Genomic DNA, 14,934 nt, shown 5'->3' with positions numbered 1-14,934 from the left:
CGGATTCGGACACGCCCGGCGGGACACGGTTGGTGATCAGGTCCATCAGGAAGGCTTCTTCACCCTTGGGCGGGTTGCGCAGCAGGAAGGCGACCGCGGCAGTTTGGGTCGGGTTCAGCGGCAGCGGCGGGATGCCCATGGCGGCGCGTTCGGCGGCATGCTTGCGGTAGGCATCGAAAATGACGGATTTGCTCTTGGCGTCATCCATCGGGATGCTGACCGGTGCGCTGCCCTTGGCGGCGGCGCCTTTGCCCTTTTGGACAATCGCTTCCTTGGCTTCAGCTTGCGAGGTGATCGCGATGGTGGCGGCTGCCGTGGTGGCGGCGCTGCGGATGATGAAACTGCGACGGTTGATCATTTAACTCCTCCTGGTCAGAATTTGATTGGAGCTTGGTACGACGGTTGAATTGTTCCGGGCCGGTCGATTCTTTGGGTTTTCCGTCCCGTTTGTTCCGTATTTTCGGAGCATCATCGCTGTGCTCCCGATCCCGCGCTCGCCCCGTGTTTGCGGCACCTGTTTCAGCCGCGTGAGGCGGTGATCCCGCGTTTGAATGCAAGGGCAAGTGTGTGTATTCTCCCGGTCTTTTGTCGATATATAAAATGTTATTTTCTTATCGTTGTAAATAAGAAATTCTTATCTACATAATAAAGAGCGGGCTGTGTAAACTGTACGCAACATCATGATTTGAAAAACGATTCACTTGGCGTCGCAAGGAGAGGCTGAATGGATGACAAGGACTGGCGGATCCTCAAGACGGTGGCCGAGGAACGGAACATCACCAAAGCGGCTGCGCGTCTTTTTACCACCCAGCCGGCGCTGACCTATCGCCTGAAAAGCATGGAGGAGGAAATCGGAGCCCAGATCGTATTCCGCGTTCCCAGCGGCGTGGTCTTCACCCCGCAAGGCGAATACCTGCTTGCCTATGCGACAGAGATGGTGCAGCGCTTCGACAAGGTCAAGGAATACATCAAGAACATGGAGAACAAGGTGCAGGGGGCGTTGCGCATGGGTTCCTCCGCGGTCTTTGCCCATTACTCCCTGCCCTCGATGCTGAAGGGCTTTCTGGCACAGTACCCTGAAGTCGAATTTTCGCTGAAGACCGGCCTGAGCTACCAGGTTCTGCGCATGCTGGAAAAACAGGAAATCGTGCTGGGCGTGGTGCGCGGGGAGCATGCCTGGGACGGAGACAAACTCCTGCTGGGCGAAGAACCGATCTGCCTTGTGTCCATGGAGAATCTCGAGTTCGACGACTTGCTGCGCAAACCGCATATCCGCTACAACACCGATCCGACGCTGCAAAAGGATATCGACGACTGGTGGCGGCATCATTTCAAGAAGCCCCCGAATACGACGATGGAGGTCAATACCATGGACACCGCGCGACAACTGGCGCTCAATGGTCTGGGGTGGACGATCCTGCCCGCCATTGGCCTGCCCAAGAACGATGCGCTGTTTGTCAAACCGCTGTCGTGGCGCAATGGCGCTCCCATGGTTCGCAAGACCTGGCTGCTGTGTGCGGATGGGGCCATGGAACTGCTGACGGTCCGGGCGTTCATCGATTATCTGAGAACCCAACAATTGATCCCCGGATAAGCATTGCATAACACTGAAGGAAATATGGGCGCGGGCGTAGCGTTCGCGCTGGCCGCAGGCATGATGTGGGGGCTGGTGTTCGTCGGGCCGCTGTTGTTGCCGGAATATCCGGCCGCGTTGCAGTCTTTCGGCCGCTACCTGGCCTTCGGTTTGATCGCCTTGCCTTTGGGATGGATCGACCGCGCCGAAATCGCACGCCTGACCCGCTCCGACTGGATCGAAGCGCTCAAGCTGGCTTTGATCGGCAACCTTGTCTACTACCTCTGTCTGGCCAGCGCCATCCAGCGCGCGGGTGCCCCTTTGCCGACGATGATCATCGGCACCCTGCCGGTGGTCATCGCAATCAGCGCCAATCTGCGCAACCACCAGCGCGACGGCCGCTTGCCGTGGGCGCGCTTGTTTCCGTCGCTGTTGCTGATCGCCGCCGGCATCGCCTGCGTCAACCAGGCCGAACTGGCCACGCAGACCGAACGTTCGACAGCCGATCTCGCACGCTATGCCAGCGGCGTGTTGTTCGCGATTGTCGCCGTCGCCTGCTGGACCTGGTATCCCCTGCGCAACGCCGACTGGCTGCGCCACCATCCCGGCCGCAGTCCCCGCACCTGGGCCACCGCGCAGGGGCTGGCGACCTTGCCGCTGGCGCTGACCGGCTACCTCCTGTTGTGGCTGTGGCTGGCAGTGGACGGCAATTCGTTCCCGATGCCTTTCGGTCCCCGTCCCTTCGCTTTTGTCGGGCTGATGGCCGCCATCGGGCTTTTCGCTTCCTGGCTGGGAACGCTGTGCTGGAACGAGGCCAGCCAGCGCCTGCCCACCGCGCTGGTCGGCCAGTTGATCGTTTTCGAAACACTCGCCGCGCTTTTGTATGCCTTCCTGCTGCGTGGCCAATGGCCGGCGCCGCTGACGTTTCTGGGGATCGGCCTGCTGCTCGCCGGCGTGTTGTGGGCGGTGCGGAACAAGTAGTCAGTCACGCAGATTCTGCTATGTTCGACACGCCCTGCATCCCCATTCGCTTTGTCACTCATCCTCGCCATAGCCGTGCTATGGCGGCGGTTCGCTTCGTGCGACTGGGGCGCGGATGCGTGCCTCGGCATCCACGCAAACCTGCGTGACTGACTACTGGCCAGTCAAATGCGAGCATGCCTCTGCGCTGGAGTGACGATTTTGCCGCATGGGCATGAGCAGCATTGTTCAAATCCCCTTCACCCCTAGGCGAGCCCACTCCGGCGCCCCTGCGGGGTTCCCTGCGATGCGCGCAAGACGCGGCGGCTGCGCAACTCGGTCTGCGGCCTCAAACAGTGCTCGCCGAATTCCCGCGCCTTGCTGTGCTTCTCGGCGCCTTCCAGGGCGGGGCGTGCTGCATGCAGCTCGGGTCAATAAAAATGCCGCTCACTTGGCTTAAGTGAACGGCATTACCTTCAATTCTCCTTTGTTATTCCCTCCCCATTTCAGGGGGAGGGTTAGGGTGGGGGTGAATCGGACGTATTTGCCGAATCCGCCGTCACCCCGGCCCTCTCCCTGAGAACCTGAGAGGCGGACGTCACACAAGGCCGGTGCAAAGCTGGCCATATCAGCCATAATCTTTCCAGTCCAAGAAAACAGCAGGATTGAACATGCTTTACCTTTACTCGCCGGACCAGCAGGAACTCTATTTCCGTCTGTTGCAAGAGGCGTTGCCCGACCGGGAGATCGCTTGCTGGCCACAGGAGGTCGATCCCGAAGCCGTTACGCATGCGGCGGTCTGGATGCCGCCCGCCGGTTTTTTCCGGCGCTTCCCGAATCTGCAGGCCGTGTTCGTCATGGGGGCGGGGGTCGATCAAATGCTGGGGCGCGACGACATCCCCGAGCAGGTCGCGATTGTCCGTCTGACCGATGCGGGCATGGCGAAGCAGATGATCGAGTATTGTCTCTATGGCGTGCTGCACTACCAGCGCTACATGGATGTTTACCGGCAGCAGCAGGGCGCCGGTCAATGGCTGGCCCAGCCGACCCGGCTTGCCGGCGAGGTCCGGGTTTCGGTGCTGGGCCTGGGGCAGTTGGGGGCGCAAGTCGCGCAACATCTGGCCGGCATGGGCTACCGGGTAACAGGCTGGAGTCGCCAGCCCAGAGCGGTCGGGCAGGTGAACTGCGTGCATGGCGACGCGGCATTGCGGGCCTTGTTGCCGGAGACGGATGTGCTGTTCAGCGTATTGCCCGCCACGCCCGAAACCCGGCATCTGCTCGATGCCGAGCGCTTGGCCCTGCTGCCCAAGGACTCTGCGATCATCAATGCGGGCCGGGGCAGCCTCATCGACGAGGAGGCGCTGCTGGCCCACCTGAACCGGGGGCATCTGCGCTTCGTGATGCTTGATGTTTTCGCGCAGGAGCCGCTCGCGGCGGACCACCCTTTCTGGTTGCATCCGCGCGTCATGATTACGCCTCATGTTGCCGCGGATACGGTGCCGGAAGAAGCGGTCAGCCAGATCGCTGCCAACCTGCGCGGGCTAGCTGCCGGCGAGCCGGTTACGGGGGTGGTTGAACGCTGTCGGGGATACTAGGACTCCGACCACATCTTGCCGCCGGTGGCCCAGTTCTCGCGCTCCACATCGATCAGGATGATGTCGACGGCGCCGGGCTCGCAGCCCAGTACGCGGCAGGTTTCGCTGGTCAGTGCTTCGACAAGCTCGCGTTTTTTTTCCGGGGTGCGACCGGCAAACAGCTCGATATGCAATGTGGGCATGAGATGACTCCTTGGTGGGTGGGTTTTCGGATGACCTTGTTCCGGATCATTCCTTCCGGGTTTCCGCCTGCAGCTCCCGCTTGAGCTCGTCGGGAATGTTGTAGAGCACGATGGTGTCGTTGTTGCGGTTGTAGATCACGTCGCCGCTGCGCAGACTGTTGCGGTTGAACTCCAGCTTCCAGTTGGGCGCGGATGCCTTGAAGCGCAGCAAGGGGCGGATGGCGCGGCGGTCCGGGATGCAACCTTCCGACAGCGCCAGCTCTTCGCTCTTCAGCGTGGCGCGCAGGGCTTCCGGCGCATCCGGGCAGAGCTGGTTGACTACGGTATCCACGCTCCAGGGCAGATCGTTTTCGCCCAGGTCGTCCAGATAGCGGTGCGCTTCTTCGAACAACTGGTTGCGCGCTTCGGGCTCCATCTGCTGCGCTTCGGCAAACTGCTCGATGCCCTTGATCAGCTTCTGGGTTTCCTTCAGCGCCGCGACGACGTCATTGCAGGCCAGGAACTGCTTGAAGTACTGCGCCACTTCGGTGCGCCCCTTCAGGAAACTGATGTAGCGCCCGCTGTCGCTCAGCCAGGCCGCCAGATCGATCTTGCCGGCGACGCGCAAGTTGGCGAGATCGAGGTAGGGGCTTTCGACCATTTCCAGCCCCGCAGTCAGCGCCGTTCCTCGTGCCTCGGAAATGATCGCCACCAGCAGGAAATCCGCCGCGGCGCCGTTGCGCACGCGGGCGAAGAGCACATAGCCGCCGCTGGCCAGCGGTTCGCTTTGCACCCGCTCCAGCAGGTTCTGCATCATTTGCCGGGTCAATTCGCCGAAGTCGAGGCTTTGGTCCTGAACCAGCCCGCGCAGCAGGCGCGGCAGCGGGAAGCTGTTTTCATCCTCTTCAAACTTGCCATAGCCCTTGCCCGCCTTGGCCGAGTACAGCTCGCTCAGCTGATCGACCAACTGCCGGGCCAGCGGCGAGACCGTCATTTCTTGCTGGCGCAGTTCGATGCTGGCGGGGCCGTGCATTTCCTTGCAGAGCTTGTGGATGATGAGGTTCATGGTGGGCGTGTTCATGCAGAGACCTTGTCGGGAAGAGCAACCGGAGGGACGAGATTTTCGGCCGCCGCGCCGATTTGCGCAATGCCGGCCGTGCGCAACTGCCAACCGCTTCCCTTGTCGAAAAACGGGCGGGCCGCTACAGTTTGCCTCCTGTTTTTGTCTTGTTTCGGGAACTGCCATGAGCCTGCAATCCGTCCGCGATTTCTTTTCCGCCCGCCAACTGGACATCCCGATCATCGAGCTGGAAGTCAGTACCGCGACCGTGGCGCTGGCCGCAGAAGCGCATGGCGTGGAGCCGGGGCGCATCGCCAAGACCCTGTCGTTCCGCCTGAATGACGGGCAGGCCATCATCCTGGTCGCGCGCGGCGATGCCCGCATCGACAACCGCAAATTCAAGGATGCCTTCGGCAAGGGCAGGATGCTTCCGGTGGAAGAGGTGGTCGAGCTTACCGGCCACCCGGTCGGCGGGGTGTGCCCCTTCGGCCTGAGCCAGCCGCTGCCGGTCTATCTCGACAGAACCCTGCAGGATTTCGACGAAGTGTTGCCCGCGGCCGGCGCGGTTCACAGCGCGGTGCGCATCAGCCCGGCGCAGCTGGCGGAAGTCACCGCTGGCGTGTGGGTGGATGTGTGTCAGCAGTATCAAGAAGTCTGAATCACTTCATTGATCTGACAATCCGACACCGTCAAAACGGGAGACCGTCAGATCAAATCGAATTTTCTACAGCTTATGCAATGCCCGGGACGTTTACCCCTGGAATGCCATGTCGATGGATTGCCTCGGTGATAAATCCGGATCGTTTGATGCTCTCCGCAAACGCATCCATGAATTCGCATGCGGCGCTGCCTTTCGCGGCAGGCAAGGCCAACGCCTGGTGTATTTCCATGAAGCGCCCGTCCAGCATGCGCAGCCCCGGCATCTTTTTCATGTCTGCCAATAACTGTTGCTTGACGCCTGCTGCGACATCGATGTTCTCGTTTTTGAATACTTCAATCACCAAGGCCGGATTGTCCGCGCGAACAATTTCGGCATGTTTCAGGTTGCGGCTCAGGAATAAATCGTAGGCGCTGCCCTTGCCGACCGCCACCTTGATCCCCGGCTGATCCACATCGTCATTGATTTTGACGGGGGCGCATTCCCTTACCAGATAACATCCCTCGATCATCAGATAGGGCGCGGTAAAATGAATGTCCTTGCTGCGCGAGGGGTCGGCGGCAAAAAAACCGATGTCGGCTACCCCCGATTCAAGGGCTTCCACGGATTTTCGCGCGGCGTCGAATGTGACGAATTCAGTCGTTACGCCCAGCCTGCGCGCCAGCTCCAGGGCAATATCAACCGAGATTCCTGCCGGTGCTCCGGTTTTTGCATCCCGATGCGCCAGCACCGGATTGCCGTAGTTGATGGAAACCCGCAGCACACCCTCAGGGGCCAATGCGTTTGCCAGATGCGATGCTGTATTCATGTGCGACCTCGTTCAAGCGGGGAGTGTCTTCTGTGTTTACAGGATTTTCGGGCAAAAAACCACGTTATCCATCAGGCGTCGGGCGCTGCGGCTCATGGTGACATGACCACGCTTGAAGCGCGGGAAGAAAACGCGCTTGCGGTGATGCCCGGCCAGCAATCGCGTTCTTTGCTGCAACCGCAAATTCAGGCGCTCATGGAAGCATTCATGGCAAGCAGGTAAAGCCTGTGTTCATGCTACGGTGAGCCAATCCCCATATTTTTCATTCCGCCCCTGCACGATGTCGAAATAACGCTGCTGGATTTCCGCAGTGACCGGGCCGCGCGCCCCGGTGCCGATTTGACGGTGATCCAGTTCGCGAATCGGGGTGATTTCGGCGGCAGTGCCGGTGAAGAAGACTTCGTCGGCGACATAGACTTCATCGCGGGTGATGCGTTTTTCGATGATTTCCAGCCCCATGTCCTTGACGATGTGAAGCACTGTGTTGCGCGTGATGCCATCCAGGCAGACCGTCAACTCTGGCGTGTACACCCTGCCATCGCGGATGATGAAGATGTTTTCACCGGGGCCTTCTGTAACGTAGCCGTCCACATCCAGCAGCAGCGCTTCGTCGTAGCCGTTGGCGACAGCTTCTTCGTGCGCCATGATCGAGTTGAGATAGTTGCCGTTGGCCTTGGCCTTGCACATGGTCACGTTGACGTGGTGGCGATTGAAGCTCGAAGTCTTGACGCGAATCCCCTTCTGCAAGCCTTCCGTGCCCAGATACGCCCCCCACGACCAAGCAGCAACGATGACGTGCACGTCATTTTTGGGCGGGGCGATGCCCATCTTTTCCGATCCGTAAAAGGCCATCATGCGCAGGTAGCCGCACTTGAGGTTGTTCTGCCGGACTGCGGACAGTTGGGCCTGGCACAGATCGTCTTTTGAGAACGGAAGGTGCATCCCCACGATTTTTGCCGAGCGAAACAGGCGCGCCACATGATCCTGCATGCGAAAGATCGCAGCGCCTGCGGGCGTTTCGTAGGCCCGCAATCCTTCCTTCACTCCCATGCCGTAGTGCAGGGTATGTGTGAGCACGTGCGTGGTGGCTTCGCGCCATGGCACCAGTTTGCCGTCATACCAGATGACGCCGTCACGATCCGACATCGACATTATGTTTTCTCCTTTGTGAAGTGGGGTGGGGCTTCGTCTGGTTGCAGGCCTCAATCGGGTGGCGAATGAATGATCGGCATGGCTGTTACGCAATCCTTGCCGGAAAAACGGCCAAGTCTCATGGGCCAAGACGTCACGCCATAACGAACCGCATTTATTGCATTTTATATCAACAAAATACACAATTTGTCTACCAGCTTGTGCGGCTTTTTGCGTGAGCGGCTTGCCGGTTGAGGTTGTTTCGGTGGGGCTGCCGGTTCTGGTTCATGGCCGACGACTGGGGGCGAGGCAGCAGATAACCCTTAACAAGGCTTTGTCTTGTTAAGGGTTATCCCCTCGCAGAAATTTTGTATCAAGCGCACCGCTTACCATTGTATTTTGATAAAACAAAGTGCAAAATAGTTGTCATGGAGGTGCAGCAAAGCGTGCTAGCAGTCAGTCACGCGGGTTCGCGTGGATGCCGAGGGCGCATCTGCGCCCATAATTGTATTTTGTATGAATAATAAGCAATGCTGGCGCAATCCGGTTGCGCCATGCCCAGGAGGCGAAGATGCACAATGTTTTGTTTTTGAACGGGCAATCCGCGCAGGTTGCCGAGATCATGCAGGGCTATGCGCTGGAAGGGTTCGAGCTGGCCGTTCACTCCAGCAACTGTTCCGAAGAAGACAAGAAAGCGCTGATCCGCGATGCCGAGTTCCTGCTGCTGCACCCGGCAGACATCTCCGCCCCGGTATTGCAGGCAGCGCGCAAGCTCAAGCATATCCAGTTGCTGACGGCGGGTTACGACAAGGTCGATATCCGGGCCGCGCGCGAGCTGGGCATCACGGTTTCGACCAACGGCGGGGCGAATGCCTGGGCCGTTGCCGAGCATACGATTGCCCTGTTGCTGGCGCTGTACAAGAAGCTGTTGCAGTGTGATCAATCGGTCCGGGCAGGAACCTGGCGTAAACCGGTGACCGGCGGCAACACCTTCGAGGTGGCCGGCAAGACGGTGGGGCTGGTCGGGGTCGGCAATATCGGCAGCAAGGTCGCCAAGCGGCTGAAGGCGTTCGAAACCGAGATTATTTTTTGTGACCGCGGCTCGGCCAATGGCGACGAATTCGGCGGCACGCGCGTCGATCTTAAAACCCTGTTGAGCCAATCCGACATTATTTCCTTCCATCTGCCGTTGACCGATGCCACGCGCGGCATGATCGGCGTAGCCGAGCTGGACATGATGAAGTCCTCTGCAGTGCTGCTCAACACCAGCCGCGCGGAACTGGTGGATGAAGAGGCATTGGAAATCGCCCTGCGCGAAGGCTGGATCGCCGGCGCCGGGCTGGATGTCTTTTACGAAGAGCCGGTGCCCGCCAACTGCGGTTTGCTGGAACTCGACAACGTCGTGCTAACCCCGCATACCGCCGGGCATTCGCATGAAGGCTGGTTCCGCCGCGCCCGTTTTGCCTGGGAAAACATCCAGCGGGTCGCTGCGGGCGAGCAGCCTGCCTCGCAGGTGAAATAAACCTGAAAAGCAGGTTAACCACAGAGGCGCAGAGAACACAGAGAAAAGCAAACCCATGCCAATGCACAGGGAATTTTTTCTGGTAGTTCAAATATTTACGGATTGTTGATTTTCGATCTTCTCCTTGTCTCTGTGACTCGTGGTGAGGTTTTCAGGGATACAGTTTTGATCAAGGATTATCAAGGAGCAGTACACCATGAACCGCACCGCCGAGCTCATCAGCTCAAACCAAACCTACCGCATCATTGACCTGCCGGCCGCGGTCGGCCCGGATCTGGAGCGCCTGCCGTGGATTCAGCGCATCCTGCTGGAAAACATTCTGCGCAAGAGCACGGACGAGGTCACCGTGGCCGCCGTGTTCGATGCGATGAAAGCCTGGTTGCAGACCGGCGGCAGCGAGGCCGAGATGGAGTTCTATCCCGGCCGCATCCTGATGCACGACACCACCTGCGGCCCGGCGCTGTCGGATATCGCCGCGATGCGCAGCGTGCTGGATGAAGAGGGCTTCGATGCTGCTAAGCTGAACCCGGTCCTGCCGGTGGACGTGTCGACCGACCACTCGCTGCCGGTGGATTTCTTTGCCACGCCCGACGCGATGGAAAAGAACATGGCCAACGAAATGCGCCGCAATGCCGAGCGCTACCGCTTCACCAAATGGGCCTCGTCGACTCTCAAGGGCCTGCGCGCCCACCCGCCTGGCACCGGCATCATGCACACGATCAACCTGGAGCGCCTTGCGACCGTGGTCAGTGCCAAGGAAGAGGGCGGGGCACTCTGGGCCTACCCGGATACCCTGATTGGTACCGACAGCCATACCCCGATGATCAACGGCATCGGCGTGCTGGCCTGGGGCGTGGGCGGGCTGGAGGCGGAAAGCGTCATGTTCGGCATGCCGGTCATGCTGCGCATCCCGGACGTGATCGGCGTGCGCCTCACGGGTTGTCTGCAGGTCGGAGCCACGGCAACCGATCTGGCGCTGCTCATCACGCAGCGCCTGCGCAAAATCAATCTGGCCGACAAGTTCGTCGAATACTTCGGCCCCGGCGTTGCGCAGCTCTCGGCCGGTGCTCGGGCCTGCATCGCCAACATGGCGCCGGAATATGGCTCCAACAGCGGCTATTTCCCGATTGACGGCCATACGCTGGATTATCTGCGCCAGACCGGCCGCTGCGATGCGCAGATCAGGCTCGTCGAAGACTACGCCAAGCGCCAGAGCCTGTGGTTCGATCCGGAAGCCGTGCCGCGCTACAGCGACGTGATCGAAATCGACATGGGCGAAGCGACCCCCTGCGTGGCCGGCCCGCGTCGGCCGCAGGACCGCATCCCGACCTCCGAAACCACGGCGGCCTTGCTGGCGGCCAGCAAGCGCCAGGAGTTGCGCCGTTTCGCGGACAAGAAAAACCCGTCCGACGGCGCGGTCGCCATTGCCGCAATCACGAGTTGCACCAACACCTCCGACCCCGAACTGCTGCTGACCGCCGGCCTGCTGGCGAAAAAAGCCCATGCCGCCGGCCTGCTTCCGCCGCACTGGGTCAAGACTTCCATGGCACCGGGATCACCTTCCGCAGAGCGCTACCTCAAGCGCGCGGGCCTGCTGGCCGATCTGGAAGCCGTCGGCTTCGGCATCGTCGGCTACGGCTGTACTACCTGCATCGGCAACTCCGGTGCGCTGACCGCTCCGGTCATCGAGGCGATGCAGGTGCAGAACATCCTGCCGGTCGTGGTGCTGTCCGGCAACCGCAACTTCCCCGGCCGGGTGCATCCCGAACTGGACGCGGGCTTTATCACCTCGCCCCCGCTGGTGATTGCCTACGCGTTGGCTGGCGACGTGCTGCGCGACATCCAGAAAGATCCGATTGGTACCAGCAAGGATGGCAAGCTGATTTATCTCGCCGACCTCTGGCCAACCCCGGAAGAGATCCAGGCCGCTCTAAAACAAGCCATCGATCCGACGGATATTGCCATTGCTTATGATGCGGCCGAAGCCAGCGAAGCCTGGAAGAAGCTCGAAGCACCCGATACGGCAGTCTTTCCTTGGGATCCGAAGTCGACTTATATCCGTCGCCCGCCGTTTGCCAGCGCCAAGTTGCCAACCCGCCTGGGCCAGTACCGTGCCAACATCCTGCTGGCGGTTGGCGACGACATGACCACCGACCATATCTCGCCGGTCGGCCAGATTCCGGCTAATAGCGAAGCCGGGCGGTGGCTGACCGAGCGCGGCGAGAACCCGGACGATCTCAACGTCTACGCTTCGCGCCGTTCCAACTGGGAAGTGATGCTGCGCGGTGTGTTCACCAACAAGTCGGTCGTCAATTTCCTCGATCCAACGCTGGCAGCAGGGCAGACCATCCATGTTCCGAGCGGCGAGCGCCTGTTCCTGCATGAAGCCGCAAACCGGTATCAGCAAGAGGGCACATCGGTGGTAGTTGTGGCCGGTGAGCGCTACGGCATGGGTTCCTCGCGCGACTGGGCAGCCAAGGCGGTCGGCTTGCTGAATGCGCGAGCCGTACTGGCCGTGAGCTTCGAGCGCATTCACCGCTCCAACCTGATCGGTATGGGCGTGTTGCCGTTGCGCTTGCCGCAGGGTGTAACGCCGCAAACTCTGGCACTGCATCTCGAAGACTGCATTGAAGTCGATGTGCGGCCGGAAGACCTCAAGCCGAGAATGGCCGTGCCGGTGCGCATCGTGCGCCGCGATGGCCAGATCGAGCATCTGACGGCGACGGCCGCAGTGGAAACCTCGCTGGAAGTCGCCGAACTGCAGGCCGGCGGGATCATTCCGTACATTCTGCAGAACGTGATGCGTAATCAAGCCAAGTAAGCAGATGGGGCAGGGTAAACCAGCCCCTTTTTTATCGTCGGAGTCGTATTCAAATTATCAGGAGATCATCATGAGTTTTCTGGTTTCTTATCGCCAGCATGCAGCCGAGCGCGCCGCGCTGGGTGTCCCGCCGTTGCCCCTGTCTGCGAAACAGACGAGCGAGTTGATTGACCTGCTCAAGGCTCCGCCGGCCGGCGAAGAAGCTTTTCTCGTGGAGCTGCTGACCCAACGGGTGCCGGCAGGCGTCGACGACGCCGCCAAGCTCAAAGCCGAATTCCTCGCCAGGGTCGCCAAGGGCGAAGAAGTTGTCGGCCTGTTGTCCCGCGAACTGGCCACGCAACTGCTCGGCACCATGCTCGGCGGCTTTAACGTCAAACCGCTGATCGACTTGCTCAATGACCCGGTCGTCGGCGAACTCGCCGCAGCAGGTTTGAAGAAAACCCTGCTGATCTTCGACTACTTCAACGACGTCAAAGCGCTTGCCGACCAAGGTAGCGCCAACGCCCAATCCGTTTTGCAATCCTGGGCCAACGGCGAATGGTTCACCTCGCGCCCTGAAGTCCCGCAAAGCCTCACCGTCACCGTCTTCAAAGTCAGCGGCGAAACCAACACCGACGACCTCTCGCCCGCACCGGATGCCACCACCCGCCCCGACATCCCGCTGCACGCGCTCGCCATGCTCAAGAACGCTCGTCCCGGCATCGAACCGGACGAACCCGGCAAGCGCGGCCCGCTCAAGTTGCTGGAAAGCCTCAAGGCCAAGGGTCATCTCATCGCCTACGTCGGTGACGTCGTAGGCACCGGCTCCTCGCGTAAATCCGCCACCAACTCCGTGCTGTGGTACACCGGCGAAGATATCCCCTTCGTCCCCAACAAGCGCTTTGGCGGCGTCTGTCTCGGCAGCAAGATCGCCCCGATCTTCTACAACACCATGGAAGACGCCGGTGCCCTGCCGATCGAACTCGACGTCAGTCAGATGAATATGGGCGACGAAATCGAACTGCGTCCGTTTGAAGGCAAAGCCTTCAAGAATGGCCAGGTTATCGCCGAATTCAGCGTCAAATCCGAAGTCATCTTCGACGAAGTCCGTGCCGGCGGACGTATCCCGCTGATCGTCGGTCGCGCCCTCACCGCCAAGGCCCGCGAAGCCCTCGGACTGGCCCCGTCCACCCTATTCCGCACCCCGAACGCCCCTGCCGACACCGGCAAGGGCTACACGCTGGCCCAGAAGATGGTCGGCCGCGCCTGCGGGCTGCCGCAAGGGCAGGGCGTGCGCCCCGGCGCCTACTGCGAACCCAGAATGACCACCGTCGGCTCGCAAGACACCACCGGCCCGATGACCCGCGACGAACTCAAGGATCTCGCCTGCCTTGGCTTCTCCGCCGATCTGGTCATGCAATCCTTCTGCCACACGGCGGCCTACCCGAAAGTGGTCGACATCCAGACCCACCGCACCCTGCCTGGCTTCTTCTCCACCCGTGGCGGTGTCGCGCTGCGTCCGGGCGATGGCGTGATCCACTCTTGGCTCAACCGCATGTGCCTGCCCGATACCCTCGGCACCGGGGGCGACAGCCATACCCGCTTCCCGATCGGCATCTCCTTCCCGGCCGGCTCTGGCCTGGTCGCCTTCGCCGCCGCCACCGGCGTCATGCCGCTCGACATGCCCGAATCGGTGCTGGTGCGCTTCAAGGGTGAAATGCAACCCGGCATCACCTTGCGCGATCTGGTCAACGCCATCCCGTATTACGCCATCCAGCAAGGGCTGCTGACCGTCGCCAAGGAAGGCAAGCAAAACATCTTCTCCGGCCGCATCCTCGAAATCGAAGGCCTGCCCGATCTCAAGGTCGAACAAGCCTTCGAACTCTCCGACGCCTCCGCCGAACGTTCCGCCGCCGCCTGCACCGTGCGCCTGAACCAGGAGCCGATCCTCGAATACCTGCGCTCCAACGTCACCCTGCTGAAATGGATGATCGCCAACGGCTACCAAGACCGCACCACGCTCGCCCGTCGCATCCAGGCCATGGAAGACTGGATTGCCAACCCGCAACTGCTGGAACCGGATGCCGACGCTGACTACGCCGCCGTACTGGAAATCGACCTCGCCGACATCAAGGAACCGATCCTCGCCTGCCCGAACGACCCAGATGACGTGAAGCGCCTGTCCGAAGTCGCCGGCACCCAGATCGACGAAGTCTTCATCGGCAGCTGCATGACCAACATCGGCCACTTCCGCGCTGCTGGAAAGGTCCTCGCCGGCAAGACCGACATCCCGACTCGGCTGTGGATCGCCCCGCCGACCAAGATGGACGCCATGATTCTCGCCGAAGAAGGCTACTACGCCGTACTCGGCAGCAGCGGCGCGCGCATGGAACCGCCGGGTTGCTCGCTGTGCATGGGCAACCAGGCGCAGATCAGGAAGGGTAGTACCGCGATCTCCACCTCGACACGCAACTTCCCGAACCGCCTGGGGCTGGAAACACAAGTGTTCCTGGGCTCGGCCGAACTGTCGGCGGTGTGTGCGCTGCTGGGCAAAATCCCGACCCCGGCCGAGTACATGGAGCGGGTCAGCGCCGTGAACGAGAAGGCCGCCGAGGTGTACCGCTACATGAACTTCGACCGGATTGCGGAGTTCAGCGAGGTGGCGG

General features: G+C 60.8%; 12 protein-coding genes and 1 pseudogene. 7 read left to right on the top strand and 6 right to left on the bottom strand.

Annotation, left to right across the window (positions count from 1 at the left end):
• On the bottom strand, window positions 1-358 hold a 358-nt coding region (locus tag BMZ36_RS14770), incomplete at its 3' end, for an aconitate B (protein ID WP_143086075.1).
• A gap of 366 nt (window positions 359-724) precedes the next feature.
• Between BMZ36_RS14770 and BMZ36_RS13915 the strand changes: the two genes are divergently transcribed.
• The 3 genes from BMZ36_RS13915 to BMZ36_RS13900 all read left to right on the top strand — a co-directional run bounded on the left by BMZ36_RS13915 (window position 725) and on the right by BMZ36_RS13900 (window position 4,128).
• Entirely contained in the window at window positions 725-1,594 is an 870-nt protein-coding gene (locus BMZ36_RS13915; protein ID WP_091198253.1) for a LysR family transcriptional regulator, read from the top strand.
• A gap of 3 nt (window positions 1,595-1,597) precedes the next feature.
• Entirely contained in the window at window positions 1,598-2,554 is a 957-nt protein-coding gene (locus tag BMZ36_RS13910; RefSeq protein ID WP_218142739.1) for a DMT family transporter, read from the top strand.
• A 650-nt stretch (window positions 2,555-3,204) separates the two neighbouring features.
• Window positions 3,205-4,128 carry a 2-hydroxyacid dehydrogenase gene (locus BMZ36_RS13900; protein ID WP_091198244.1) on the top strand — a complete coding sequence of 308 codons (924 nt, stop codon included), beginning with the start codon at window positions 3,205-3,207 and terminating at the stop codon, window positions 4,126-4,128.
• Here BMZ36_RS13900 and BMZ36_RS13895 read toward each other — a convergent pair.
• Window positions 4,125-4,313, bottom strand: a pseudogene (locus tag BMZ36_RS13895) (4-oxalocrotonate tautomerase); the annotation flags it as partial. The gene BMZ36_RS13900 and the pseudogene BMZ36_RS13895 overlap by 4 nt on opposite strands.
• Before the next feature lie 43 nt (window positions 4,314-4,356).
• The gene (locus BMZ36_RS13890; protein ID WP_091198237.1) at window positions 4,357-5,370 is read right to left on the bottom strand and encodes a nucleoid-associated protein; all 1,014 of its coding nucleotides are present in this window, start codon (window positions 5,368-5,370) and stop codon (window positions 4,357-4,359) included.
• A gap of 163 nt (window positions 5,371-5,533) precedes the next feature.
• Between BMZ36_RS13890 and BMZ36_RS13885 the strand changes: the two genes are divergently transcribed.
• Complete coding sequence (locus BMZ36_RS13885; RefSeq protein WP_091198234.1) at window positions 5,534-6,007, top strand: YbaK/EbsC family protein; 474 nt, start codon at window positions 5,534-5,536, stop codon at window positions 6,005-6,007.
• Window positions 6,008-6,080: 73 nt separating this feature from the next.
• Here BMZ36_RS13885 and BMZ36_RS13880 read toward each other — a convergent pair whose 3' ends face one another.
• The 3 genes from BMZ36_RS13880 to BMZ36_RS13875 are packed head-to-tail and all read right to left on the bottom strand — an operon-like array spanning window position 6,081 to window position 7,967.
• On the bottom strand, window positions 6,081-6,815 hold the full coding sequence (locus BMZ36_RS13880; RefSeq protein ID WP_091198231.1) for an ABC transporter substrate-binding protein: 735 nt from the start codon (window positions 6,813-6,815) through the stop codon (window positions 6,081-6,083).
• Between the two features lie 36 nt (window positions 6,816-6,851).
• A complete protein-coding gene (locus BMZ36_RS14585) occupies window positions 6,852-6,992 on the bottom strand; it encodes a hypothetical protein (RefSeq protein ID WP_177187898.1) in 141 nt (46 codons plus the stop codon).
• A 54-nt stretch (window positions 6,993-7,046) separates the two neighbouring features.
• Window positions 7,047-7,967 carry a branched-chain amino acid transaminase gene (locus tag BMZ36_RS13875; RefSeq protein ID WP_091198228.1) on the bottom strand — a complete coding sequence of 307 codons (921 nt, stop codon included), beginning with the start codon at window positions 7,965-7,967 and terminating at the stop codon, window positions 7,047-7,049.
• Window positions 7,968-8,517: 550 nt separating this feature from the next.
• Between BMZ36_RS13875 and BMZ36_RS13870 the strand changes: the two genes are divergently transcribed.
• From BMZ36_RS13870 to acnB, 3 genes are all read left to right on the top strand, one after another.
• Window positions 8,518-9,468 carry an NAD(P)-dependent oxidoreductase gene (locus BMZ36_RS13870; RefSeq protein WP_091198258.1) on the top strand — a complete coding sequence of 317 codons (951 nt, stop codon included), beginning with the start codon at window positions 8,518-8,520 and terminating at the stop codon, window positions 9,466-9,468.
• Window positions 9,469-9,664: 196 nt separating this feature from the next.
• On the top strand, window positions 9,665-12,289 hold the full coding sequence (gene acnA / locus BMZ36_RS13865) for an aconitate hydratase AcnA (RefSeq protein WP_091198225.1): 2,625 nt from the start codon (window positions 9,665-9,667) through the stop codon (window positions 12,287-12,289).
• 70 nt (window positions 12,290-12,359) lie between these two features.
• Window positions 12,360-14,934: bifunctional aconitate hydratase 2/2-methylisocitrate dehydratase (gene acnB, locus BMZ36_RS13860; RefSeq protein ID WP_091198221.1), on the top strand; the 2,575-nt coding region annotated here is incomplete at its 3' end.

The sequence above is a fragment of the Formivibrio citricus genome, assembly GCF_900115065.1.
GTDB classification, from domain to species: Bacteria; Pseudomonadota; Gammaproteobacteria; order Burkholderiales; family Chitinibacteraceae; genus Formivibrio; species Formivibrio citricus.
This window is presented reverse-complemented; position numbering and strand designations above follow the sequence as displayed.

What these genes read in the sequence shown, in the direction of transcription:
- BMZ36_RS13915 (WP_091198253.1), top strand. Translation starts at nt 725, where the DNA reads ATGGATGACAAGGACTGGCGGATCCTCAAGACGGTGGCCGAGGAACGG.
- BMZ36_RS13900 (WP_091198244.1), top strand. Translation starts at nt 3,205, where the DNA reads ATGCTTTACCTTTACTCGCCGGACCAGCAGGAACTCTATTTCCGTCTG.
- BMZ36_RS13890 (WP_091198237.1), bottom strand. Translation starts at nt 5,370, where the DNA reads ATGAACACGCCCACCATGAACCTCATCATCCACAAGCTCTGCAAGGAA.
- BMZ36_RS13885 (WP_091198234.1), top strand. Translation starts at nt 5,534, where the DNA reads ATGAGCCTGCAATCCGTCCGCGATTTCTTTTCCGCCCGCCAACTGGAC.
- BMZ36_RS13880 (WP_091198231.1), bottom strand. Translation starts at nt 6,815, where the DNA reads ATGAATACAGCATCGCATCTGGCAAACGCATTGGCCCCTGAGGGTGTG.
- BMZ36_RS13875 (WP_091198228.1), bottom strand. Translation starts at nt 7,967, where the DNA reads ATGTCGATGTCGGATCGTGACGGCGTCATCTGGTATGACGGCAAACTG.
- BMZ36_RS13870 (WP_091198258.1), top strand. Translation starts at nt 8,518, where the DNA reads ATGCACAATGTTTTGTTTTTGAACGGGCAATCCGCGCAGGTTGCCGAG.
- acnA (WP_091198225.1), top strand. Translation starts at nt 9,665, where the DNA reads ATGAACCGCACCGCCGAGCTCATCAGCTCAAACCAAACCTACCGCATC.